The sequence below is a fragment of the Actinomadura sp. genome, from assembly GCF_044508335.1.
Classification (GTDB): Bacteria; Actinomycetota; Actinomycetes; order Streptosporangiales; family Streptosporangiaceae; genus Spirillospora.
The window spans coordinates 74,014-97,869 of record NZ_JBIQHY010000013.1; the positions used below are offsets into that span (position 1 = coordinate 74,014).

The window sequence follows — 23,856 nt, forward strand, 5'->3', positions numbered from 1 at the left end:
CCCCGCGGGAGGTGGCGCGGCGGTTGCGCGTGACGCGGCAGATCTCGGACCGTCAAGCCTTCACCGTCATCGGACGAAGTTGAGATCGTTCCGCTTCACGCTTGCCACGAGGGAGGCAAAACTCTCCGAGGAGAGCAAGAGGTGACCGCTGCTCGGTGCCTTGCTGTCTCGTATGCCAATAGCGTCGTCCAGCCGGGCGACCTCCACGCACTGGCCGCTAGTCCCATCGCTGGACTGGCTGCTCTTGCGCCATTGGGGGGAAGTCACGTCATCGTCTCCATCAGGTGCTTGATCAGACTCCGACTGGAGTCTACGGGGAGGGCGACCGCCCCAATGCGGTCGAACCTGTCAATAAGGCCGTCCACCTCCGAAGCATCCGCAACAAGACGGCCTCCGGTAGGCGCCTCCACGTAGCCGACCTGGCCTTCCTTGACCTTGATGACCTTGAACGGTCCGTCGAGTCCCGGATTGGCTCCGGCGGTGTTCGGGACGATCCTGAGCATCACGTTGGGCAGATGGGACAGCTCGATGAGCCGGGCGAGTTGCTCCCGCATGACCGCCTTGCCGCCCACCAGGCAGGGCAGTGCGGTCTCCGCGAGCACCACCCACAGGTCAGCGGGGCTGTCGTTGGTCAGGATCTTCTGCCGCGCCATGCGCGCCTCGACCAGTGCGTCAATGCCCGGCTCGCGTCCTTCGACCAGGAGGGCGCGTGCGTACGCGGGTGTCTGGAGCAGCGCGGGGATCAGCTGGCCGCTGTAGATCTTCAAGACGCTGGCGCGCCCTTCGGAGTCGGTGAAGTTCTTGAACCAGTTGGGGTCGTGTCCCAACCGCGCGTACCAAAGCATGATCGTGAACGTGCCGCCGGTGTTCCATTCCCGGTCCAGGGTGGCAGCCTGGGCATCGGTCAGCTTCGCCTCGCAGTTCTCCAGTCTGGAAATCGAGGAACGGGCGCAGTTGAGGAGCCTGGCCAGCGCATGGCCCGACATGCCGTGCTGCATCCGCTGAAATCGCAGGTAGTAAGCCATCCAAGCCCACATCGACGACCGGGGTTCGGGGGACTCGTTGATGTGCATGAGCGTTCCGCCCGTCAGCTGAATTTCCAGGTGCTCCAAGGAACGGGGACACCGTAACCGTCACGGAGCACGCTTGTCCCGAAAACCTCAAGGTCGCAGCGTGGAATCGGGAAAGCGAGTCATAGTGGACAATCTGGAACAAGAAATGCATCCAGGACGTCGGCAACACCTTCTGACCTGGCTGGCAGACCAATTGCAGCGCTACGAGCTCTGTCCCGAGGTTCTATGGACAGGGCCGAACGCCGTCCTGCGCGTAACCAACCACCGGACGAAGGCCACCCGGTTCGTCGCCTGCGTCCCCGCGCCCCAGATGGCGACGTGGGCCTGGGTATGGTCCAACGACTGGGCCTTGATCACCGATCCCCGGGCCGTCCCTGTGATCGCGGAAGCGATGAGCTCATGACGACATGGACCGTCCTTGGCCGCGTGAGCCTGTCGGCCGTCCCGGAGAGCGTGGGGCAGGCTCGCCGCTTCGTCGCCGAGGTCCTGGGCGACACCGACCGTACGGCGACAGCACAACTGCTGCTTTCCGAAGCCTGCACCAACAGCGTAAAGCACTCGGACTCGCGCCACGGTGGCTCGTTCACCCTCACCCTGTTCGACTGCGGCAGTTCTCTGCGATGCGAGGTGATCGACGCAGGCGGGCCGACAGTGCCGGCCCGTCGTCAGGGTACGGAGCTCCGCGACCATGGCCATGGCATCGTCCTGATCGAGGCTCTGGCCGCCCGTTCTGGGTATCACACCGACGAGAGCGGGCGCCTCCACACCTGGTTCGAACTCACATGACGACCAAGGGCGCGCTGGCCTGCATGCGGGAATCAGGCTTGGGCTACCCAAGTCGTGTGTCTCGCCCGCGCCTCAGAGGCAAGGATCTCTCTGAGCTGCTCGCCCGTTCGACCTCTTGTTTTGATGGCGTGGCAGTTGGGGCAGAGAGCGATCATCTGAACAGGGTGGTCGCGCCCCCACATGGCTCGATCCTGGACGTGGTCTACTTCAAGTATTGGGTCACCGTTCCTGGTCACGTCATTGGGCTGACCGGTGCACAGCGGGTTCTCGCATTGACCGCCGCTTCGGATCAGTACGGCCTTGCTGGCGGCCGTAGAGCGTACAGGCTGCTCACGAGCAGTGGTTGAAGTGCGGTCGTGGTCGCCACGTGCTTCAGCGGCCTCTACAATCCGACAGAGACGCAGATAAGCTTCCAGCTGGTCTGATTCAGTAGCCAGTGATACGTCAGCGCGTTCTTGGTGCAGGCCGATTTGCATCAGCAACGCCTCTGGCGGGGCACCTTCGAAAAAACGCGTGCCGAGTATCGTGATGGCTTCTGTCCGGGCCGATTCGCTAGACGCAAGGAGTTCGTACACCCAAGCCGTGAGGCCACAGTAGGGATCTTGTTCTTCAAGCCAGCTGATCGGTTTGCCGTGTGCGGCTGGGATGGCTCCAACATGGCCCGGCAACTCCCATAGCGCTGTATGTGCCAGTGCAACGATGGGAAACTCAGGGGTCGGCCTTGAACTCGGCTGGCCGTACTCGCGCATTAGCTGGCGCAGCTCGGCATGGGCATCTCGCCAGGGCACAAGGCGTGGACGGCGGTGTGCTGCCCTTCCGAACGCCCAGAGAAGGGTAATCGGCTGATGTCGGGCAGGTCCATCAGCGGTGCTGGCGATCCGTAGCGTCTCAAGGATCTCAATCAGGCGCCGTCGAGGTGAGACCGGCTCATCGTTGATCACCTCGAAGCCCAGGCGTGTGAGCAGCCGGACGACTGTCTGGCGACCGCCGGAGAACTGATCGGCGGTCAGCGGCCGACCTGTCACGTGGCGGTACGCCACCCCCACTATGGCCTTGGAGTCGTAGTAGACACCATCGTGGTAGAGGAAATACTGGCGGGCTGGGTTGAAACCGTAGCGGTCTAGGAAACGGTGACGTCCAAGCTCGTCACACTCGGCGATCGCGTGGAGGACGGCCTCGCGTGTGATCACCTGCAGATCCATGCGGTCATGATATGCCCGATTTGGTAAGGATTCCCAGTAGGTCCTCGGCTCCTGGCAGGCGACGAGTATCGATGAGTCGGCTCATTGGTTGTTGACTCTCCAGCAGGTGGTCTGTGATGTAGCGCGCTTGGACTGCTGTCCGGCGTCCAGGCGCGGCCGGAAGCGGTTCTGCTCTCGAAGCGCGACGGCCGGCATGGCCAGCTGATGCCGTTGTCCTCTTACCCAATAGCTGAGACTTACCCCTGTGTGACGAGCATTGGCGAGTTGAACGGCGCTTTGCAGCCGAGAGGGATAGTCTGCTGGCGGCCTCTCGGAGAGCTGAATCCTCCATAACTCTGCGGCACGCCCCAACCCGCCGCAACGGCGAAAGGGATTGCAAGTCACATGCCGGCAGTATTTGGCTCCTGCACTGCTTAGAGGCTGCAAGGTAGGACCGTGTCGCGACACGTTGCGGATTCATGGAAACCCGCCGCACACACTCCTGTGGTGCGGGACCGGGCGCGGTCCAGGACGAGTCGATCGGAGGTGGAGCGACGAGCGACGAACAGGTCAACCAGACACGCAAGCTGCAGCGACGTTCGCAGCTTGGCGGAGGACGCCGACGGGATCGGGAGATGAGGTTCCGAGTCAGCGACCAGGAGTACACGGAAATCCGTGCGGCAGCCCAACGAGCAGGAGCCGCCTACGGAACATTCATCGTCCACACCGTCCAGGCAGCCACTCGCCAGCACAGATTTGGACACCAGCCGACCGCGGAACTCTGCGAAGAACTGCGCGGCATCGCGCGACAGTTGAACCGAATCGGCGTGAACCTCAATCAACTGGCGCGCATCGCGAACGCGACGGGACAGGTGCCTGGGGAACTGCCTGCTGCATTGTCGTATCTGGAGAACGTCCTCCGCAGAGTGGACGCTTCGTCCGTCGAGATCGGTCGGCTCCTACGTTGATCGGCAAAGTCACCCGCGGCCAGGGCGTCGCAAGGCTGCTGTCCTACCTCTACGGCCCTGGCCGGCGCAACGAGCACATTGATCCGCACATCGTCGCGGGTTTCCGACTCCCCATGGCCCTGGAACCTGGCCTCGATGCGAGAGGCGATCGGGACTTCCGCCACCTGGTCGGTGTCCTGACATCCCCACTCGACACACTCCGGCACACACCCCTGGCGTTGCCGATCTGGCAGTGCTCGATCCGAGCGGCCCCAGAGGACCGAACCTTGTCGGACGATGAATGGGCTGACATCGCCGAAGAGGTGATGCACCAAACCGGATTCGCCCCCCGAGGTGACGACCAGGCATGCCGCTGGATCGCAGTACGGCACGCCGACGACCACATCCACCTCGCTGTCGTCCTGGCCCGCGAGGACGGACGCAACCCGAACGTCCACCGCGACTATTACAAGGTCGCCGACGCCTGCCACACCGCCGAGGAACGTTACGGCCTCACCCGAACCGCCCCCGCCGACCGCACAGCCGCACCTCGACCGACCCGAGCCGAGACAGAACTTGCCCATCGTAAGAACTGGCCGGAGCCTCCTCGCACCACCCTTCGCCGGCACGTAGCCACCGCAGCCGCGGGAGCCGAAACCGAGGACGACTTCTTCGCCGCCCTCGAAGATGCTGGAGTGCTGGTCAAGACCCGTGAGAGCGCCCGCAGTCCTGGAGAGATCACCGGTTACGCGGTCGCGCTTCCACACCACACCAACCAAGAAGGCCAACCGGTCTGGTTCTCCGGAGGAAGGCTCGCCGCCAACCTCACCCTCCCCAAACTCCGCCACCGTTGGTCAGCTCCACACGGAAGTATCCCCTTTGACCGGCGCGCCTTTAGCCGCAGCATCGAGCTGACTCGCCAGGAACGATCTGCGGCCTACCAGCAGGCCGCCCGAGCCGCCGCCACGGCCACCTGGCAGATGCGCCATATTCAGGACCCGGCCGTCCGCGCTGACGTGGCCGCCGCGACCTCCGACGTCCTACACGTGACCGCAGCAATCACCGGCAACAGAGAACTCGCGCGCACTGCCGACTTCTACGACCGCGCAGCTCGCGAACCCTACGGATGCCAGCCACCACCGACGCCCTACGGCGCGAACCTTCGCGCGGTTGCCCGAGCCCTGGCTTATTCCGAAATCCGAGGACGACGCGGTCACCGTCCGGACCTTGTGAGCGTCCTCTCCCATCTCATGCTGCAACTCGCCGCCCTAATCGAGGCGATCGCAGAGTCTAGGCAGCTCCAGCACCGTGCCGCACAAGCAGCAGCCGCACGCAAAGCTGCTGCGCAACTCACCAAACTCGGCCGGCCAGATCCACGACCGCCGTCCCCGACGTTGCCTCGGATGCCAGCGCACCTCACTGCGGGGCAAAACGCTGCACGACTCGCGGCCGCCGCGTTCCCCGTCCCCCTCAGCCACCATCTGACAGAAAGCCCGTATCAATCCACCGGAGCCGCATGTCCGCAACCCGGTCCGCACCGCCGCCGCGGCCCATCGCGGTAGCTCGACCAGCAAGACTCCCACGCCACGCCGCGCGGGGTCGTGGCGTAATGATCAGAGCAGTCGCATACTAACGGAGCGCAAACAACTCTAACGATGCGCAAGCAATGTACCGGTGCAGTGTTCGGAAGGACGAACCTGCGCTACCTCGTCCCCACCACACAAGAGAGGCGTAGCCATGACCGACCACAGTTCCCACGTGAGACCCGCACCCACAAGGACATGCCTACATGACCGACTACATGCCGGCTCCTGGTGCCGCTGGTAACGACGACGAGACCGCTCAGCTAGCGGTCAACTTGTATGAACACGTCCGCCAGCTCAACTACGCCACGGCTGGCCCACCGAGCCTCACCCTCCCCTCCACCGCGTACACCGTTCTCGGCAACCTGAGCGCAGCCAGCTACGGTCTGGATCAGCTCCTCGACCAGATCAACCGCTTCTTCCTGCGCGAACTTCAAGCCGACCGCCTCGGCCACGACGACGGCGAAGACCTCACCGACGTCCTGAGCCGCCACGGCCAAGCCTTGGCCGACGCAAGGCGCCACACTCAAGCCCTCTGCGCGACCCTCAGCGAAGCTCAATCCGCCATCAACGCCGTCCACTCTCGCCCCACCCGCGGACGCGAGGCGTCCCCGATGACCAGAGGCGAGACACATCAGGACGACGCCGGCGTAGCAGCAGCGGCGAACGACTTCCCCAGACCAATCACCGACCCAACGCTCCTCGCACCGCCTCCAGCCGGTGAACGACACAACCCCATCCACTTCCCCCGCCGCACGAACCTCCCGGAGGCCTGAGCATGGAACCCATGACCCATGAGGAACTCGCCGCCCTCCCCACCACAACCACCATCGAGACCGCCGCCCGCGCCCTCGGCCTCGGCCGAACCCGTGCCTACCAACTAGCTCGCGAGGGGCACTTCCCCTGCAAGGTCATCCGAATCGGCACCAGCTACCGAGTCGTCACCGCCGACCTCCAGCAGCTCGTGTCCAGCAACGAAAGCCCTTGATCTGGACAAGCCTCCTTGCTTAGGCGCGCTTGGCAGCGCGGCGCTATCCGCGACACGGCTACCAGCTGCTTCGATGGCTCCCGTCCCTAAGTGGGGCACACCGGGGTAATGGAGGGCGACCGGCCAGGCCGTGCCACATCCACCGGGCGAAGTATGCCGATCTGGGTGAGAGCATGCCGTCACCGTTGCTGGCGTACACGCTGCAGTGCGGACCTCTCGGCCTGAGCTCGCGCCGGGACCTGGCACAGGCATGAAGGCCTACCGCGTCGTCTGTTGCAGAAGGCCGGGGATGGAGTCGCCGCACACCTGCAAGATGGGCCCCAGCATCCCATGAGCCATCCATCACCTGACGAACCCCTGGGGGTCGGCGGCACCGGCCGCGTTCGCGCTGGAGGTGACGCCGTGACCATCCGTTAGTACGCCGTCCGTCTCGGTGGCGCCGGTGGCCACATCTCACTCCTCAGTGGTCTCTGATGCCGTCGTCGCTCCGAGGGCTTTGACGAGGCGGTCCCTGATCCTCTTCTTGCGCTCCTCGAAGAAGAGGAGGTAGTCGGCCAGGTCCAGCGGCAGTCCGTCGAGGTCGTTTTCACTGAGGTACGTCTTCCGCTTTGCGGCGTCCGGGAACGCAGTGTCGGACTTGACCCAGTCGGCAGGAAGCGTGGCCTGCTTTTCAACGTTCACGGTGCCGGGAAGGAGTTGCAGGTTAGGCAGGAGGTTGACCGTCTCCTGGTAGGCGTTGATCTTCTCCTCGGGGATGCCGGACGCGGCGAGCTTCTTCTTCGTGAAGCGTGACCTCGGGAAGATGTGGTCCTCGTGGAACTGCTTACTGAGATCCAGCCCCGGATATAGCACGGACAGTACTGGGAAGGTTCGCTGCCCGGCGTACTTGAGATTCAGTAGTTCGTCGATCTCGGCGGCATCGAACGACAGGCTCTTGCCGACCGCGGTCATCGCCGCTTCCACATCGGCGACCGGGAAACGGCCAGTGGTGTTGGCGGTGAGTACTTCGCGGATTCGGGTGAGGGTGGTGTCGAGACCGGAGCCCCACACCCCACGCTTGATCAGCGAGCGCGTGACCCAGTGCTGGAGCGCGAGCCGGTCAGCGGCATCGGCACTGGAGTCGAGGTAGGAGTCACTTGCACCCCGTAGGTGAAGGTAGTGGGCAATCGGAATGATGACGCTGTTGGCCGTAAGGTTGCGTTCGTTGTAGCCGAACTGCTGAAGCAGTGTCGCCGCTCGTAGGAGGGCGCCCTCGATCTGCGGCCACGTGGCCTCGACCTTAGCCATGTTCGCTTGGGTGAAGTTCGAGACTTTGAAGCGGAGGTCGACGCCGGCGATGCTGAGTGCTGTCTTGAGGACGACGTCCTTGGAAAAGGAGAACTGACGCCCAGCGTTGCTGTTGAGGTCGCGCACGAGTGAGCGGACCTCCTCCCGAGCGTCGAGTTCCCGCCACTGGTTGGTCGCCATGGAGAGCAGCAGATCGGAGTAGGACAGCGTGGTGCCGCCACTGTTGACCCGGACGAAGATTTCCAGCACCTTGTCGGGGTCTTGATCTGTGACGAGGAAGTAGTTCATGGGCTTGAGGACCCGAACCGCCTCGTACAGGTCGTAAAGCCGCTGGAAAGCGGCACCCGAGTTCGCAATTCTCCGCTGCTCCAGCTCCTTCATGATCGCCGGACCAGCATTGGCAAGGTCGAAAACAGCGCCTACGCGGAACCACTTGTCTTCCGCGTCCTGCCCGGCTGCGGCCTCCTTGTCAGTGAGGAACCGCAAATCATACTTGAGGCCGAGCTCTTCGTCTTTAGGGTCCTCGACCAAGTTGAGATAGAGCTTCTTGACGGGGAACGCGTCCGGGCTGTTCCACCACGCGTACTTCTTCTTCTCGGCGAAGCTGCCGTACAGGGCAATGTTGAGTGACGTCAGCCGCTGCTGACCGTCAAGGACGGCGGTCGTCCCAGTGCCCGCAAGTACTGTCGCCTTGTCGGCGTACGGATTGTCGCGTTCGTGGTAGTGCGTGAGGAATTCGTAGAACGTGTAGGACTGCGCCGTCTCCGGCTTGACGTTCCAGAGCAGGAATGAGCCGACCGGGTAGCCGCGCATCAGGCTGTCGAAGAGCTTGACGATCTGGCCGGTGCCCCACACGAATTCTCGTTGAATGGCAGGCATGAGGTACTCGCGCCTGTGGATCGCGATGAGCATCTCCTCGACGCTGAGCGGGGTTTGGAAGGACATACGCAGGCTTCTCCGTTCATTGCGTAGTAGGGCGAGTTATCGAGGAGAGCCTTCGGGGCGTTGCGCGGAAGTAGTCAACCTTGAGTGCGCCCATGTGCCCTTCGATGAACTTGAATCCCAAGTCTTCGGCCTCCCTCGATCACCGATCCATCTTTCCCTGTCCAGGCAGCTGGCGCGACCTCACAGGCAGTCGAAGTGGCGGCGGAAATCCTGCGGTAGGCCCCCTCCACTACAGGTGGGGCTGGCGTCATGGTGTGGGTCGCCGTCAGCAGCATGTCAACTGCCTTCGGTGTGGGACATTGGGGGCAGGTTTCCGGGTGCAGATGGAACCTTGCGGGAGGAGGTTGCCTCGTTCGCCGTCCCAAGACTCGCTTGTTGACCTGGCGGCCAGGGGATACGCGCTCCGCCGTCTCGACGTCGGCTAGGCCGAATAAGCCGTAGAACGGCGGGTGTCCAGAGAACAATTCGATCTTTTTGGAGCCCATGGGCCGCGTGAATCTACACATTTCAAGCTCAGATAGCTGATCGTGTTCCGGCTGGTTGATCGTATCCGCAACCTACTGCGACGGTAGTCGACTGGTGACTGAACATCAACACCAGGAGGTGATGGCTGTCCGATGCCGTGATGGCGCCAGGAGCCGCGTTGATCCGGAAGCCGCACATTCCCCGACCGTCGGTCACGCGGGGTCCCCGTGGGACGCCCGCCGAGAGGAGATGGCTTGAGGTACGAACGTTCGGCCCGGTTCGAGGAGCTGTGCGCGGCTCATCTCGAGCATGTCACGGGCTACGTGCGGCAGCCCATGGGCGATGTCGATGACGCCGCGGACGTGATAGCCGAGACCTTCCTGGCCGCCTGGCGCCGCCTCGACGACGTCCCGCCAGGCGATGAGGCGCGCTTCTATCTATACGGCGTCGCGCGGCGGACGCTGGCGAACCTGCACCGCGGGCAGCGGCGGCAGCAGGATTTGATTGCCAAGATCGGCCGGAACCTCGCCGCAGACCTGGCGGGGGATTCCGAGATAGGAGTTCACCGAACGACACACGCTTCTACCCCGAAAGCATTACCGCAAATCCGGCCTCATAGTCCGCTTCGACCACCACGCCCCCATCGTCACGCCTCTGCCTCGCTCCCCGGGCGGGCTAGCCACACCCAGCGGGACGGGGTGCGTGTTGCTGGTTGCCGAGTACCCAGCCGTCATGTCATGCAGCTCATGCGTTCTCTGCATGGCGAGCTTGCGTTATGAGGGTGCCCACGTGGTTCGAGCTCGGAGACGGCTCTATGTGGGACGTGATCCTCACAAAGCCGTGGGCTTGGAGGATGGTTGTCCAGGTGTCTGGGTCGTAGGACCAGCGGTAGAGCCAGACTTGGGGGCCGGTGAAGCCGGCGCCGTAGATGCCCTGGACACCGTAGGAGCCGGGTACGGCCGGGGCGTGGGAGAAGACCAGCTTGCCGCCAGGATTCAGGCGGGCGTGGACGAGCGGAAGCAGGTCGTCGGGGTTGGTGAACCAGACCGCGCCCCAGATGGAGTAGATGGCATCCCAGCGCTGGTCTGTGGCGGTGAGGTAGTCGATGACGTCGGCGTGTTCGAAGCGGGCCGAGGGAAGGTGGCCCCAGCGGTTCCGGGCGCGCTGGCACTGGGCTTCGGAGATGTCGACCCCGGTGGCTGTAATGCCCTTGGTTGCCAGGGCCGCTACGGCGTCGCCTCGGCCTGAGCCAAGTTCTAGTGCGGTGAGCGGGTCGCCGAGCAGTTCGTCGCCTGGACCGTGGCCGGGGTACTGCGTCCAGCCGAAGGCGTTCTTGAGGGCCTCCTCTGGCACTTCGTCGGTGACGCCCTCGGCGTAGTGATCCCAGTAGCTGGTGCGGTCGTTGACGCTGGTCGGCATAGGTGCGGGCCCCTGAGGAGTGGGTGGTGGGACCCGTGTCACGGTAGCCGCGGAGCGAAAAGAACACTGCTGGTTCGTCTTCAAATGCAGCGAGGGGCCGACGCCTCTGCGGCGCCGGCCCCTCAGCGGGATGTGGTCAGTGGCAGTTGCTACCGGGGTAGCAGGGGGTGCACTTGGCGAAGTCGGCCTCCCACAGCGGCCAGTCGATCGCGAAGCCGTTGGCCTCGATGATGTGGGCCGTCCGCTCGACGGAACCATCGTGCTTGAACTCGATCGCCGGGATGTGCTCCAGGAAGCGGCCGAAGTGGCGGTCGCAGAACTCGCGGTAGTTGCGGGTGTCGAGGATGAACCCGTGGACGGCGATGTCGACCAGCGGGCCACAGCCGATCTCCAGATTCTCGCCCCACTTTTCCATCGCGGTGATGAGGTAGGCGACGGCCTGCCCGTACAGACGCTCGGCCATCACGGTGTCGAAGGGGTGGTCGCGGACGAGGAGGGCGATCTGCCGCTCCCACACTTGCGTGTCGACGTATGACTTGGGGTCTCTGGGCTTGGTGCCCGTCCGGTCGACGTCCTGAACAGTTCCGGTGGTCATGGTGGGCCTCCTGGAGCGAGTGACCTGCCGTGAGTTCGGCGGTCTTGGCATCACTGTCGGCTGGTTGGGGCGACGTGCGGAGGCCGGCGTGCAGGTCGTGGACGCGGTGTGCATGTTCTGCACGCCCACTGGGACTGGGCCGGGTGTTGGGCTTACGGTCGAGGGTTGAGGTCACGGGATGCCGCAGCGGGCGGCCAGGCCTCGGAGTTCTGGAGACGTTCGGCCGGAGACCAGGAGGCTGGTCACCAAGTCGCGGACGGCGGGGCGGGAGTGTGTTTCTTGAGGGGCCGCGCGCTCTGCGTGCAGGAGTGCCTGTAGACACTGGTCGCGGCGTCCCCACATCCCGTACGCGCGGGCGATGTCGGTGAAGTAGCGGGCTCGGCGTTCGAGAGTCGGTAGAGACCGGGGCGTGAGCTTACGGGCGGCTGCGATCGCGGCAGCGGGATCGCCTGCGGCGTATTCGGCGGAGATGAGGTGGAGCTGGACCGCGGTGGAATTGAAGCCTCCACCGTGGTCGCGTAGGAGTACTCCTCTGCCGAGTTGCGCTGCGGTCGCCGCTGCTTGTTCTGTCAGCTGCCGCATGCCGGAGCGGTCGCCGGCGTGGGCGGCGGTGTAGGCGGCTGACATCACCAAGAGTCCGCGTTCGGCGGTGAGTGTGGAGTCGTGGCCTCGGAGCATCTCGTCTTCGGCCATGTCCAGTGCGATCTGCGTCGCTTGGGTGTGCCATCCCGCGCGGCGGGCCAGCACAGCGAGGTTGCGTGCTGCTTCGCCGGCCGCCAGGGGGCTACCGGACGTGGCCGCGAGGGTCCGGGCTCGGTCGGCAGCGATCCAGCCGAGCTGATCGTCCAGCTTGATCATGATTCTCGTGACGAGGTTGTACGTCTCGGCGATTACGGCGCAAGCCGCTTCTCCTGCAGAGTGTCCGCTGTAGATCAGACGGGGCAGGGCGTCGGCGAGTCGGCTGTACTGGCAGTCGTCGTAGTCACGGATCGCCGCTCTGAGGGCGGGACGGAGTTGGGGCGACGGTATGGGGCGGCCCGGGTGGCCGGTTCCGAGCATGGCGTCGCGGACACGAGCCAGGAGGAAGGCTCGCGGATTGGCTTCGGGGCCGGCCGCTGCTGCGACGGCGGCACGGGCTGGTGCGCTGGCGGCGGCAGCGGTGACCGCGAGGCCGGTCAACAGCTGGCGGCGCCGCACATCGTCCTCCGCGGGTGGGTTGATCGTCACCGTAGCGGTGATGCCCAGTGCGGTTGGGGTGATCTCTAGAACTTCGGCGAGGCGTTGGAGAGTGGTTACGTCGTCCAGAGGTTGGGCGCCCGTCTCCAGGCGGGAGATGGTGGAGCGAGAGCAGTGGAGGCGGCTGGCCAGGTCGCGTTGCGTCCAGCCGTGGGCGACGCGGGCGGAGCGTACGAGCATGCCGAGGCTCGGGCTCATGGCGGCCCCCGTGATGAGAGGAACGAGCTCGGGAGAGTTATGCCCGTCGAGGGAGTCGTCCGCAGCCAGGGTGAGGTGGCCGTGTTGGGTCGGTTACATCGCCCGAAGTCGCGTGTTGGAGGCGCTGCCAGCATCGCGAGCGTTCGACCAGTTTGGGTGCTGGACGGATGGTTCCCGTTTGAACGTTGGGCAGGCGGGGCGGTTGTCGCGCGGTGCTGGTCCGGGGCGGACGGTGTCCGTGGGTGGCGGCGGAGTTCGCGGACAAATGACGGACAAAAGATCTTGAGGCCGGTCTCCTGTGTGGAGATCCGGCCTCTGACTTGGCGTTTTCTGTCGGGGTGGCGGGATTTGAACCCACGACCTCTTCGTCCCGAACGAAGCGCGCTGCCAAGCTGCGCTACACCCCGGTGGTGGCTGCCCGGGAGGTCGTACGTGCTCCCGGCGCCTAGACCACTGTAGCGGATGGTGAGGGGTGCTGCGTCCCTATTTACGGGCTGTGAAGCCGGTCACGGCGCCCGACGGGGTGAGTTCTATGGCGGTCAGGCCGGCGGTGGTCAGCCAGGTGCGGAGGTCGGCTGCCGTGCCGGGGGCGCCGAAGATGCCTGCGCGTTGCATGGCGGTGATGAGGGGGTCTCGGCCGGCGCCTCGGACGAGGGTCGTGCCGGTCAGGGTGCCTCCTGGGCGTAGGACTCGGGCCAGTTCGCGCAGGGCTGCGGCGGGGTCGTCCAGGCAGTGGAGGCCGTTGTAGGTGACGCAGGCGTCGAAGGTGGAGGGCGGGAAGGGCAAGGCGTAGATGTCCGCCTGGAGGAGGGTGCGGGTCTTGCGGCGGGCTCGGGTGAGCATGTGCCGGGAGATGTCGGCCGCTATGTGGCGGGGGTTGTCGCCGACTGCCAGGCCGCCGCCGCAGGGGATGTCGAGGGTCAGGGCGTTGGGGTCCTGGGCGGCGATTGCGTCCCGGAGGTTGGCTATGTCGTAGTTCCAGAGGACGCGGGCGCCTATGCGGGCGAGTGTGCGGGTCTGGACGGCATAGTCGTAGAGGGTGGCGAGCAGTGTGGCGGTCTGCCAGTTCACCGGGGGACGAGGGTGAGGAGGGACGCCTCCGGGGGGCAGCAGAAGCGGATCGGGGCCTTCGGGGACGTGCCGAGGCCCGCGGAGACGTGGAGCCAGGAGCCGCGGTGCCTGTGGAGGCCCTTCACGCGGGGGCGGTCGATGCCGCAGTTGGTGGCGAGGGCTCCGTAGAAGGGGACGCAGACCTGGCCGCCGTGGGTGTGGCCGGCGAGGAGGAGGTCGTAGCCGTCCGCGGCGAAGCGGTCGAGGTTGCGGGGCTCGGGGCTGTGCATGACGCCTATGTGGACGTCGGCCTGGGGGTCGACGGGGCCGGCGATCTTGTCGTAGCGGGCGCGGTCGATGTGGGAGTCGTCGATGCCGCCGAACTCGACGTCGAGCTCGCCCACCTTGAGGCGGCCTATGCGGTTGTTGAGGTCGAGCCAGCCGGCGGCCTGGAGCGCGGAGCCGAGTTCGCGGTAGGGGAGGTCGGGTTCGCGGTGGTTGCGCTCGTAGTCGGACTTGCTCGTCCGCCAGACGTAGCGCAGGGGGTTCTTGAAGATCGGTGAGAAGAGGTCGTTGGAGCCGTAGACGAAGACGCCGGGACGGTCGAGGAGGGGGCCGAGGGCTTCGAGGAAGGGGCCGATCGCGTCGCGGTGGGAGAGGGTGTCGCCGGTGTTGACGACGAGGTCGGGCTCCAGGGCGTCCAGGGAGCGGACCCAGTGGATGAGGCGCGTCCTCCCGGGGGTGAGGTGCGCGTCGGAGATGTGCAGGATCTTCACCGACGGACGGCCTGGCGGCAGCACCGGCACGTCGACGCGGCGTAGGCGGAACCAGTTCCGCTCGATCACCGAGGCGTACCCGAAGGTCGCGGCCCCCGCGCCCAGGAGGCCCAGGGGCACGGCGTAGATCTTTCGCACGACTCTCCCTTCTCAGGGTCCCATGCTTTCAGAGATGGGCACCGCGCGGTAATCCTGATGAGGCAGAAGGTGCCGGACGGGCATGATGTTCGGCATGACCCTGAAGGAGAAGCTGGAGACCGACCTCTCGTCCGCGATGAAGGCCCGGGACGAGGTGCGCACGCGTACTTTGCGGATGGCGCTGACCGCGGTGAAGAACGAGGAGGTCGCCGGCAAGCAGTCGCGCGAGCTGTCGGACGACGAGGTCGTCAAGGTGCTCGCCCGGGAGGCGAAGAAGCGCCGCGAGGCCGCGGCGGCGTTCGGTGACGCGGGGCGCGAGGAGCAGGCGCAGGCGGAGCGGGACGAGGGCGCGGTGCTGGAGGAGTACCTCCCGGCGCAGCTGTCCGATGAGGAGCTGACCGCGCTGGTGGCGGACGCGATCGCGCAGACGGGCGCGGCCGGGCCCCGGGCGATGGGGCAGGTCATGAAGGTCGTGAACCCGAAGGTCGCGGGGCGCGCCGAGGGCGGCCGGGTCGCCGCCGAGGTCAAGCGGCAGCTCGCTGAATGACGGAGGGCCCGGCGGGGGCGCCGGGCCCGCGGGTCAGTCGTCGTGGCCTCGCGCGGGCTTCTTGCCGCTGCTGATGTACAGGATGACCGTGGTGCCCGGCGGGACCTCGGTGCCCGCGTCGGGTGACGTGGACACGACCGTCCCGCGCGGCTGATCCGAGTCGACGGATCCGGACGCGACCCTGGCCTGCAGGTCGGCCGCCGCGAGCTTGGACTTGGCGTCCGCGACGGTCGCGCCCTTCACCTTCGGGACGCGGGTGGTGTCGCCGAAGTCGCGGGACGGGGTGCGGAAGCCCGGGGCGGGCTCGCCGGCCAGGGCCCGCTGCATCGAGGTCCGCCAGAGGGGGCCGGGGATCGTCGCGCCGTAGACGCCGTACACCTTGTACTGCCAGGGGCCGCGGTAGTCCCAGTAGGCGACGGCGGCGGCGAGGTTCGGGGTGAAGCCGGCGAACACGGCGCAGGTGAACTCTTCACAGGTTCCGGTCTTGCCGGCGGCGGGGCGGCCGATGCCGAGCCCGGCGGCGGTGCCCTTGGTGAGGACGCCCTGCAGGATCGAGTTCACCTTGTCGGCGACGTCCTCGTCCAGGGCCTGGTGGCAGTCCTGCTTGGGCAGCTTCAGCTTCTTGCCCTGCGGGTCGACGACCTCGGTGATGGAGATGGGCGCGCAGTACTTGCCGCGGGCCGCGAAGCCCGCGTACGCGGCGGCGAGGTGCACCATGTCGATGTCGTTGACGCCGAGGACTTGGGACGGGATCGGCAGGAGCGGGTTCCCGTTGCCCTGCTTCATCCCGAACTTCTCCGCCATCTTCACCGCGTTGCAGACGCCGACGCGCTTCTCCAGGTAGGCGTAGAAGGTGTTGACCGAGTGCCAGGTGCCGGTCTTGAGGTTGAAGTTGCCCTTTTCGCTGTCGCCCGCGTTGGACACCGTCCAGGGCGGGCCGCCGCCGATCAGGTCGTTGTCGTACTTCTTGTTCTTCCAGGTCCCGGTGTAGCGGCACGGCTGGTATCCGCCGATCGTCGCGGTCTGCGGCGAGTTGATGGTCGTGCTGACCGGAATGCCCTGGTCGATGGCGGCGGCGAGGGTGAAGACCTTGAAGGTCGAGCCGGCCGATACCCCGTTGTTGCGGCCGTGGAAGTAGTCGGCGGCGAGGTTGATGGTGGTCCGGCCCTTGCCGGGGCCGAACCGCTTGCTGACGCCGATCGCCTTGATCTTGCCGGTGCCGGGCTCGACCATCGCCTCCGCCGCGACGCGGTTCCCGCCCGGGGCGACGTTGCTGCGGAGCGTCTTGTCGACGGCCCGCTGCTTCTTCATGTCGATCGTGGTGCGGATCGTGTAGCCGCCCCGGTTCAGTTCGTTGACGATGTTCTGCTGCTGCTTCGGCTTGAGCGACCAGTACTTGCCGTCCGACAGGATGTTGAGCATGTCGTACTTGACGTACTCGCAGAAGTACGGCGCCTTGCTGGTCTGGCAGCCGCCGACCGGGTCGGTGCGGTTCAGCTGGATCGGCTTGGCGGCCTCCTCGTCGGCCTGCGCCTTGGTGATGTGCCCGAGCTGAGCCATCCGGTAGAGGACGACGTCACGCCGGTGACGGGCGTCCTTCGGGTTGCGGATGGGGTCGTAGGCGGTGGGGTTCTGCGTGATGCCGGCGAGCAGTGCGGCCTGGCCCAGGTTCAGCTTGGACGCGGGGACGCTGAAGTAGCGCTTCGCGGCCGCCTGGACCCCGTACGCGCCCGCGCCGAAGTAGGCGATGTTGAGGTAGCCCTCAAGGATCTGGTCCTTCGTCATGCGCTGCTCGATGTCGAGCGCGTAGCGGAGCTCGCGGAGCTTGCGTCCGACCGTGGGAGCCGTCGCGTCGCGGTACTCCTTCTGCGTCCGGGCACTGTCGACCAGCAGGTTCTTGACGTATTGCTGGGTCAGCGTGGACCCGCCCTGCGTCTGCTCGGACTCGACGTTGGACGCCAGTGCGCGGATCGTGCCCTTCAGGTCGAGCGCGCCGTGCTCATAGAACCGCGAGTCCTCGATGTCGATCATGGCCTTGCGCATGATGGGCGCGACCTGGTCGAGCCGGACGGACTCGCGGTACTTGTCGAAGAACGTGGCGACCTGCTTGCCGTCCGCGGAGTACATCACCGTCTTCTCGGACGGCGGGGCGGTCTTCAGCTGGCTGTCCATGTCGTCGAAGTTGTTCGCGGCGTCGCGGGCGGTCAGCCCGGCGCTGCCGACGGCCGGCAGCGCGATGAGGGCGACGATGAGGCCCGCCACGCCTGCCGCTCCGAGCAGCTTGAGCAGGGTGGAGGCATCCTTGACCCGGTTTGTTTTCGCAACGCGCACGGGGTCTAGGGTACGCGGGACGAGAGGTGCATTAGGGACACGTCCCCCAGCGTCCGCCGGTGATTCCGGCCGCCGGCCGTTCCGGGCGAGACGTTCGTCCGGTATGCCCTCATCATGACAACCTGCGTCGTGTCTGGCGCGTCAACTACAGGTAACTAGTCCGTTCCGGCGGTATGGCCCCGGTGGGCTATATCGAGAATGGGCCCATCGGGGGCTGTTGAAACGTCCCTCGCTTCCGTAAGTTCTTCCCCACGGCTTTCGTTTGGCGGCCTGACGTCCGCGCCCGTCCGGCCAAGGAGCGCAAATCGACACAGACCCTAGGGGAGTGGGGCCAAGATGTGGATCACGGATTGGACCGCCCGCGCCGCCTGCCGTAACGCGGACCCAGACGCCCTGTTCGTGCAGGGAGCGGCGCAGAACCGGGCCAAGCTCATCTGCCGCGGCTGCCCGGTGCGGACGGAGTGTCTCGCCGACGCCCTCGACAACAGGATCGAGTTCGGCGTCTGGGGCGGGATGACCGAGCGCGAGCGCCGGGCGCTGCTGCGGCGGCGGCCGGACGTGCGGTCCTGGCGCGACCTGCTGGAGACCGCGAAGGAGGAGTACGAGCGGTCGGTCGAGACGGAGGACGAGCAGGAGCTCGTCGCCAGCTGACCTTCGGGGCGGGCCGTGCGCGGCTCGTCCTGGCGTCCGGCAGCGGCACAGTCCAATAAAGTGCGGCCGCGGGCCCGCACCGTTTTCGCGGTGCGGGCCCGCGGCCGCGTCCTGTTTCCGGCTCGGCGGTGCTTCCGGGGAGCGGGTCGTCCCTTGCTGGGCGGAGCAGGGTTCCGGAGGCGTGACCGGCCCTCGGGTCGTTGGCCTCCGGGCATGAGCGTCCCCTCGGAGTTCGCCAAGGGACGATCAAGATAGCGCCGCCGTGCAGCACATCGCCGCTGGTCGGGGGCGTGATCACCGTAGTGTCCGTGCCGGCGTGCCGATCTTGGGAGGCGGCGCGCCTTCGTTCACCGGACCGAGGGGGCACGTCTTGAGGGGACGCTGGAAGATCACCGTCGCGGCCGCCGGAGTGGCCGCCGGAGCGACCGCCGCGGCGTCCGCGGCCTGGCCGGCCGCCGCGGGGACCGCGTCCGACCGCACCGGGCCGTGGGTGCTGATGGCCCAGGAGGGCTTCGACCGGCCGCTGCGAATCGACGGCGCACCGTGGCGCCTCGACCCGCAGGGGCCGCACAGCCCGTGGAACGTCGACGCGTTCGACGACGACGGCGAGGCGTGGACGAAGATCAGCGGCCCCCTGTTCAAGAAGCAGCTGGCCACCCTGAACGTGTTCCGCAAGCGCGTCGAGTTCGGCCGCGGCGGATGGCTGACCGCCGAGATCGCTGCCGTCGACAAGGACCGCGACGGCCGTCCCGACTCGCGTCCGGGGCTGTCCAGCGCGTCCCTGCCGGGCGGGCAGAAGGTCGCGCGGATCTCCGAGCCGAGCTGGGACGCCGGGGTGCTGATCCGACCCACGCGCCCGCTGCCGCCGCGCTACCGCGTGGAGATGACGCTGCGCGGCATCGACTTCGGCGGCAAGCGGCACGGCACGTTCGACTACGGCGGCAAGCACAACGGCTACCGGCGCGAGCCGTGCAAGACCCGCTACCCGTGGACGTTCCAGGGCGCGCTGCCCGGCAAGTCGCGCTGCCAGTACCCGGACGTGACGCGGGAGAACGGGTTCTACTACCTGACGATCCTCGACTACGCGACGCCCGCGCCGCACGGCAACCCGGGCATCCACTACCGGCGCAAGGTCATCATGGACGGCTACTACAGCGACGACGCCCGCTGGAAGAACGCCGGGACCTGCAACCCGAAGACCGGGAAGATCTACCGGACGTTCGACGGCACCTTCAACGGCATCAACGCGCTGTTCGTGCGGGGCGACAAGTTCCGCGAGGCCGCCAACAACAACATCAGCAACGAGTACTACATCAAGACGGCCTGCGGGAACGTCTCCATGGACAAGCCGTACGGCCCCGGCGGACGGTTCAAGGAGCACTTGGCCAGCGCCGAGATCCGGCCGGAGCTCATGCCGGAGGCCGCGTACCGTTTCGCCGTGGAGCGCGACGCCACCGGGTACACGCTGGAGATGAGCGGCCCGTTCCTCCACATCGGGCAGGCCACGCTGCGGGTCCACCATGACTTCGTGGAGGACGGCCGTCCGATCTGGCACTACAACCAGACGCCGGGCGAGTACGACGGCCGCTTCGACCGGCGGCTCCTCCACAAGGGCCCTGCCGGGACGTACGTCACCGAGCACACCTGGCCCAAGGGCTCGGCCTACCCCGACTCCTTCATCATCGGCGACCCGCACCTCAACTACTACGAGGGCTCGGCATACGTGGACGACATCCGCCTGTACGTCCCGAAGGACGCCAAATAGCCCCCTGCGGCGGCGGGCCGGTTATCCACAGAAGCGAGTTCTAGTGGTGCGCGCCCGGAGCCGGGGCCACCGTGGAGGCGGCAGGGAACGACCGGCTCCGGGGAGGACGCATGGGGACGGGTCAGGCGGCGGTGGGGGCCGAGGTCGGGGCGGCGAGGTCCTCGCCCACCTGCCGGAGGCCGTCCAGGTCGTGGACGTCCTCGGCCTGGGCGGGGACCGCCGTCACCGGGACGGTCGGGTGCGCGGACGCGAAGTGGTCGCGGAGGCGCTCCTCGCGGGCGGCCAGCTGCATGCGGTCGGTGTGCAGGCGCAGCAGGGCCGCGGTCAGCGCGTGCTCGCCGCGCTCCTCCAGCGTCTCGGCGGCGGCCTGGCTGCGGGCGGCGGACAGCGCGTCGCCCGCGGACTCGTGGACGCGGTTGACGACGAGCCCGGCGAGCGGCATGCGCTCTTCGGCGAGGCGTTCCACGAAGTAGGACGCCTCGCGGAGAGCGTCCGGCTCGGGGGCGGCGACGACGAGGAACGCGGTGCCGGGGGTCTGCAGGAGCTTGAAGGTCTTCTCGGCGCGCTCCCGGAACCCGCCGAACATCGTGTCGAACGCGGCGACGAACGTCTGCACGTCGCGGAGCAGCTGGACGCCGAGGACCTTGTTGATGGCCCCGGTGAACATGCCGAACCCGGCGCTGATCACCTTGACGCCGAAGCGGCCGCCGGTCTTGGCCGGCGCGGCGAGGATCTTCATGAACCGGCCGTCGAGGAAGCGGCCCATGCGCTCCGGGGCGTCCAGGAAGTCCAGGGCGTTCCGGGACGGCGGCGTGTCCACGACGATCAGGTCCCAGGCGCCGGAGCGGTGCAGCTGCCCGAGCTTCTCCATCGCCATGTACTCCTGCGTCCCCGACAGGCTGGACGACAGCGACTGGTAGAAGGGGTTGGCGAGGATCTGCTTCGCCCGGTCGGGGTCGGCGTGCGCCTCGACGATCTCGTCGAAGGTGCGCTTCATGTCGAGCATCATCGCGTGCAGCTCGCCGTCGCCCTCGATCTCGATCTTGCGCGGGTTGTTGTCGAGCTCCGACAGCCCCATCGACTGGGCGAGCCGCCGCGCCGGGTCCACGGTGAGGACGACGACGTCCCGCCCCCGCTCGGCGGCGCGCACCCCGAGCGCCGCGGCCGTGGTCGTCTTCCCGACCCCGCCGGAACCGCAACACACGATGATCTTCGTGCGCGGGTCGTCGAGCAGCGCGTCGACGTCCAGGACGGGAGGAGTCTTGCTGGTCGGGCTCATCGATTCACCTCTGCCGTTCCGCGTCCGGCGACCCGCCGGGCTCGCTCCGCACGCCGGCGTACCGCGGCGGGTTTCGTCGTGTGCGTCGCCGCCGAGGCGACCCAGGAGACGCCCGGCCGCGACGCGGCGCCGGTCGGTGCCCGGTCGCGCGTCCTCGGTTCTGCGGCGTGGTCAGGTGGGGCCGGCGGGAGGCGCCTCCGGGCCGCGGGGCGGGTGGTCATGCGGCGCCTTGGGCGCGGAGGGCGGCGGCCAGGTCGTAGAGGCCGGCGAGGTCCATGCCGTCCGAGAGCATCGGGAGGGTGTAGCGGGGGCGGTCGATCGAGTCGAGGCGCTCCTTCTCGCGGCGCTGGAGGGCGGTGCGGCGGGCGTGGTCGGCGGCCTCGGCGGCGAGGACGGCGGCGATCTGCTCGGCGTCGTGCTCCAGGCCGGCCGCCTTCACGCCGCGGACGATCTCGTCGGTGTCGAGGGTGCCGGCGGCGGCCGCGGCGAGGTCGTCCTCGCTGAGGACGGGCTCGTGCTCCATGTTCACGATGACGCCGCCCACCGGGAGGCCGACCGCGGTGAGGTCGCGGATGCCGTCCATCGTCTCCTGGACGGGCATCTCTTCGAGGAGGGTGACGAAGTGCACGGCGGTCTCGGGGCTGCGGACGACCTTCATCACGGTGTCGGCGTGGTTCCGGACGGGGCCGACCTTCGCGAGCCCGGAGACTTCCTCGTTGACGTTCAGGAACTTGGTGATGCGGCCGGTGGGCGGGGCGTCCATGACGACGGCGTCGTAGACGAAGGCGCCGTCCTTCTTCTTGCGGCGCACCGCCTCGGACGTCTTGCCGGTGAGGATGACGTCGCGCAGGCCGGGGGCGATGGTGGTGACGAAGTCGACGATGCCGAGCTTGGTCATCGCCTTCCCGGCGCGCTTGAGGTTGTAGAACATCTCGAGGTACTCGATGAGCGCCTCTTCGGTGTCGACGGCGAGCGCGTACACGTCCCCGCCGTCCGGGGCGACCGCGACGCGGCGCTCCTCGTACGGGAGGGGCGGGCAGTCGAAGAGCTGGGCGATGCCCTGGCGTCCCTCGACCTCGACGAGCAGGACCTTGCGTCCCCCGGCGGCCAGGGCAAGGGCGAGGGCGGCGGCGACGGTCGTCTTGCCCGTGCCGCCCTTCCCGGTGACCACATGGAGGCGTACGCCGTCCCAGTCGGTGTCTCTCGCGCTCACCCGATCGACCATATCGTTCACTCGGCAAACACTTCAGAGGGCGCCCGCCCGTATGCAAGTGATCCCTGACACGGTTCCGTGCAAGATCATCCGTGCTGGCGTTGTACACGGGCGTGCCCGCGCGGTTAGCTGGGAAACGTGAGCCGTCCGCGGGCGGTTCCGTCTGGATCCTCGCGGGTTCAGAGTTCCGCCGGCGTCCGGGCGATCCCCGGGCCCGGCCGTCCACGCGAGAAAGGTGCCCGTGATGGAAGCGGTGGCACTCATCATCCTGCTCATCATCCTCGTCGGCGGCCTGCTGGTATTGGCGTCGTCGGTCCGCGTGGTGCAGCAGTACGAGCACGGGGTCGTGTTCCGGTTCGGGCAGGTCCAGCGGGGCGGGCAGCTGCGTCCCCGCGCGGTGCGCGAGCCCGGCCTGACCGCGATCGTGCCGATCATGGAGCGGATGCAGAAGGTCAGCCGGCAGACGATCACCATGGGGGTGCCCGGGCAGGACGGCATCACCCAGGACAACGTGAGCGTCCGCGTCGACGCCGTCGTCTACTTCCGGGTGGTCGACCCGGTGAAGGCGATCGTCAACGTGCAGAGCTACGGGCACTCGGTGTCGCAGGTGGCGCAGACGTCCCTGCGGTCGGTGATCGGCCAGGCCGACATGCAGGAGCTGCTCGGCGAGCGCGAGAAGATCAACAAGCGCCTCCGGGTGATCATGGACGAGATCACCGAGGGCCCGTGGGGGGTGCTGATCGAGCGGGTCGAGATCAAGGACGTCTCGCTGCCCGAAGGCATGAAGCGCTCGATGGCCCGGCAGGCCGAGGCGGAGCGGGAGCGCCGCGCCCGCATCATCACCGCGGACGGCGAGTTCCAGGCGTCCAAGCGCCTCGCCGCCGCGGCGGAGATCATGTCGCAGGACCCGGCGGCCCTCCAGCTGCGGCTGCTGCAGACGGTCGTGGAGGTCTCCGCCGAGAAGAACAGCACGCTGGTCATGCCGCTGCCGGTGGAGATCCTGCGGTTCTTCGAGCGGGCCGCCGGCGGTTCCGGGCGGCAGTCCGAGGCCGGCGACGAGAAGGACAAGCCCGGCCTGGCCGAGCGCCTCGCCAGGGCCGAGGAGGACCTGGCCAAGGCGGCGGAGCAGACCTCGTCGCTGCAGTCGGCCGAGGACGTCCCGCCGGTCCTGGGCCTGGACGAACCGAAGCACGAGTCCTCGTCGTCCGGCGACCGCCGCGGCATAACGAGCGGCGACCCCGCGTCGGACCTGGCACCCGACCGCTCCCACGAAACCCGCCGACCCAGCTGACACGCCTGGCCAAGGAGCGGGCCTCCAAAGCGCCAGGTAGTGGCTTGCGGGCGTGCAGATCGGGGCCGCTCGCGTTCGTTCTCCGGGCGTCCGGGCCTGCTGTGCGGCTAGG

General features: G+C 67.1%; 22 protein-coding genes, 1 tRNA gene and 1 pseudogene. 10 read left to right on the plus strand and 14 right to left on the minus strand.

The window, feature by feature from the left end:
* Window positions 1–66 precede the first annotated feature (66 nt).
* Window positions 67–267: a DUF397 domain-containing protein gene (locus tag ACIWVC_RS07825; RefSeq protein WP_396446375.1), complete on the minus strand. Its 201-nt coding sequence runs from the start codon at window positions 265–267 to the stop codon at window positions 67–69.
* Window positions 264–1,025 carry a Scr1 family TA system antitoxin-like transcriptional regulator gene (locus tag ACIWVC_RS07830; protein WP_396446374.1) on the minus strand — a complete coding sequence of 254 codons (762 nt, stop codon included), beginning with the start codon at window positions 1,023–1,025 and terminating at the stop codon, window positions 264–266. Before ACIWVC_RS07830 ends, ACIWVC_RS07825 begins: the two co-directional genes overlap by 4 nt.
* A 447-nt stretch (window positions 1,026–1,472) precedes the next feature.
* On the opposite strand from ACIWVC_RS07830, the gene ACIWVC_RS07835 reads away from it, so the two are divergent.
* The gene (locus ACIWVC_RS07835) at window positions 1,473–1,859 is read left to right on the plus strand and encodes an ATP-binding protein (protein ID WP_396446373.1); all 387 of its coding nucleotides are present in this window, start codon (window positions 1,473–1,475) and stop codon (window positions 1,857–1,859) included.
* Window positions 1,860–1,891: 32 nt separating this feature from the next.
* Here ACIWVC_RS07835 and ACIWVC_RS07840 read toward each other — a convergent pair whose 3' ends face one another.
* On the minus strand, window positions 1,892–3,061 hold the full coding sequence (locus ACIWVC_RS07840) for a hypothetical protein (protein WP_396446372.1): 1,170 nt from the start codon (window positions 3,059–3,061) through the stop codon (window positions 1,892–1,894).
* 458 nt (window positions 3,062–3,519) lie between these two features.
* Here ACIWVC_RS07840 and ACIWVC_RS07845 point away from each other — a divergent pair, with 458 nt between their 5' ends.
* The 4 genes from ACIWVC_RS07845 to ACIWVC_RS07860 all read left to right on the plus strand — a co-directional run bounded on the left by ACIWVC_RS07845 (window position 3,520) and on the right by ACIWVC_RS07860 (window position 6,558).
* The gene (locus ACIWVC_RS07845) at window positions 3,520–4,008 is read left to right on the plus strand and encodes a MobC family plasmid mobilization relaxosome protein (RefSeq protein ID WP_396446371.1); all 489 of its coding nucleotides are present in this window, start codon (window positions 3,520–3,522) and stop codon (window positions 4,006–4,008) included.
* On the plus strand, window positions 4,005–5,549 hold the full coding sequence (locus ACIWVC_RS07850) for a relaxase/mobilization nuclease domain-containing protein (protein WP_396446370.1): 1,545 nt from the start codon (window positions 4,005–4,007) through the stop codon (window positions 5,547–5,549). The genes ACIWVC_RS07845 and ACIWVC_RS07850 overlap by 4 nt, the downstream gene beginning before the upstream one ends.
* 227 nt (window positions 5,550–5,776) lie before the next feature.
* Entirely contained in the window at window positions 5,777–6,346 is a 570-nt protein-coding gene (locus ACIWVC_RS07855; RefSeq protein ID WP_396446369.1) for a hypothetical protein, read from the plus strand.
* Between the two features lie 11 nt (window positions 6,347–6,357).
* The gene (locus ACIWVC_RS07860; protein WP_396446368.1) at window positions 6,358–6,558 is read left to right on the plus strand and encodes a helix-turn-helix transcriptional regulator; all 201 of its coding nucleotides are present in this window, start codon (window positions 6,358–6,360) and stop codon (window positions 6,556–6,558) included.
* Window positions 6,559–7,011: 453 nt separating this feature from the next.
* On the opposite strand, the gene ACIWVC_RS07865 is transcribed toward ACIWVC_RS07860, so the two are convergent.
* A complete protein-coding gene (locus ACIWVC_RS07865) occupies window positions 7,012–8,757 on the minus strand; it encodes a DUF262 domain-containing protein (RefSeq protein WP_396446367.1) in 1,746 nt (581 codons plus the stop codon).
* An 833-nt stretch (window positions 8,758–9,590) separates the two neighbouring features.
* Here ACIWVC_RS07865 and ACIWVC_RS07870 point away from each other — a divergent pair.
* Window positions 9,591–9,686: pseudogene (locus ACIWVC_RS07870) on the plus strand (RNA polymerase subunit sigma-24); the annotation flags it as partial.
* Window positions 9,687–9,692: 6 nt separating this feature from the next.
* On the opposite strand, the gene ACIWVC_RS07875 reads toward ACIWVC_RS07870, so the two are convergent.
* The 7 genes from ACIWVC_RS07875 to ACIWVC_RS07905 all read right to left on the minus strand — a co-directional run bounded on the left by ACIWVC_RS07875 (window position 9,693) and on the right by ACIWVC_RS07905 (window position 14,667).
* Window positions 9,693–9,821 carry a hypothetical protein gene (locus ACIWVC_RS07875; RefSeq protein WP_396453952.1) on the minus strand — a complete coding sequence of 43 codons (129 nt, stop codon included), beginning with the start codon at window positions 9,819–9,821 and terminating at the stop codon, window positions 9,693–9,695.
* A gap of 178 nt (window positions 9,822–9,999) precedes the next feature.
* A complete protein-coding gene (locus ACIWVC_RS07880) occupies window positions 10,000–10,674 on the minus strand; it encodes a class I SAM-dependent methyltransferase (RefSeq protein WP_396446365.1) in 675 nt (224 codons plus the stop codon).
* Window positions 10,675–10,810: 136 nt separating this feature from the next.
* The gene (locus ACIWVC_RS07885) at window positions 10,811–11,269 is read right to left on the minus strand and encodes a glycine-rich domain-containing protein (RefSeq protein WP_396446364.1); all 459 of its coding nucleotides are present in this window, start codon (window positions 11,267–11,269) and stop codon (window positions 10,811–10,813) included.
* Window positions 11,270–11,440: 171 nt separating this feature from the next.
* Window positions 11,441–12,703, minus strand: coding sequence for a helix-turn-helix transcriptional regulator (locus ACIWVC_RS07890; protein ID WP_396446363.1), 1,263 nt, complete (start codon window positions 12,701–12,703; stop codon window positions 11,441–11,443).
* 333 nt (window positions 12,704–13,036) lie between these two features.
* Window positions 13,037–13,110 (minus strand) — tRNA-Pro (locus tag ACIWVC_RS07895).
* A gap of 76 nt (window positions 13,111–13,186) precedes the next feature.
* Window positions 13,187–13,774 (minus strand): class I SAM-dependent methyltransferase, encoded by a 588-nt coding sequence (locus tag ACIWVC_RS07900; RefSeq protein ID WP_396446362.1) that lies wholly within the window; start codon window positions 13,772–13,774, stop codon window positions 13,187–13,189.
* Window positions 13,771–14,667, minus strand: a complete 897-nt coding sequence (locus ACIWVC_RS07905) for a metallophosphoesterase (protein WP_396446361.1) — start codon at window positions 14,665–14,667, stop codon at window positions 13,771–13,773. The genes ACIWVC_RS07900 and ACIWVC_RS07905 overlap by 4 nt, the downstream gene beginning before the upstream one ends.
* A gap of 94 nt (window positions 14,668–14,761) precedes the next feature.
* On the opposite strand from ACIWVC_RS07905, the gene ACIWVC_RS07910 reads away from it, so the two are divergent.
* Complete coding sequence (locus ACIWVC_RS07910; RefSeq protein ID WP_396446360.1) at window positions 14,762–15,214, plus strand: GatB/YqeY domain-containing protein; 453 nt, start codon at window positions 14,762–14,764, stop codon at window positions 15,212–15,214.
* A gap of 33 nt (window positions 15,215–15,247) precedes the next feature.
* Here the strand turns inward: ACIWVC_RS07910 and ACIWVC_RS07915 are convergent, their stop codons facing one another.
* On the minus strand, window positions 15,248–17,545 hold the full coding sequence (locus tag ACIWVC_RS07915; protein ID WP_396446359.1) for a penicillin-binding protein: 2,298 nt from the start codon (window positions 17,543–17,545) through the stop codon (window positions 15,248–15,250).
* Between the two features lie 336 nt (window positions 17,546–17,881).
* Between ACIWVC_RS07915 and ACIWVC_RS07920 the strand changes: the two genes are divergently transcribed.
* Complete coding sequence (locus tag ACIWVC_RS07920; RefSeq protein WP_396446358.1) at window positions 17,882–18,196, plus strand: WhiB family transcriptional regulator; 315 nt, start codon at window positions 17,882–17,884, stop codon at window positions 18,194–18,196.
* A gap of 370 nt (window positions 18,197–18,566) precedes the next feature.
* A complete protein-coding gene (locus ACIWVC_RS07925; RefSeq protein ID WP_396446357.1) occupies window positions 18,567–19,961 on the plus strand; it encodes a hypothetical protein in 1,395 nt (464 codons plus the stop codon).
* 121 nt (window positions 19,962–20,082) lie between these two features.
* On the opposite strand, the gene ACIWVC_RS07930 is transcribed toward ACIWVC_RS07925, so the two are convergent.
* The gene (locus ACIWVC_RS07930; protein ID WP_396446356.1) at window positions 20,083–21,240 is read right to left on the minus strand and encodes an ArsA family ATPase; all 1,158 of its coding nucleotides are present in this window, start codon (window positions 21,238–21,240) and stop codon (window positions 20,083–20,085) included.
* Between the two features lie 217 nt (window positions 21,241–21,457).
* On the minus strand, window positions 21,458–22,453 hold the full coding sequence (locus ACIWVC_RS07935) for an ArsA-related P-loop ATPase (RefSeq protein ID WP_396446355.1): 996 nt from the start codon (window positions 22,451–22,453) through the stop codon (window positions 21,458–21,460).
* 244 nt (window positions 22,454–22,697) lie between these two features.
* Here ACIWVC_RS07935 and ACIWVC_RS07940 point away from each other — a divergent pair, with 244 nt between their 5' ends.
* A complete protein-coding gene (locus tag ACIWVC_RS07940; protein WP_396446354.1) occupies window positions 22,698–23,744 on the plus strand; it encodes a slipin family protein in 1,047 nt (348 codons plus the stop codon).
* Window positions 23,745–23,856 lie beyond the last annotated feature (112 nt).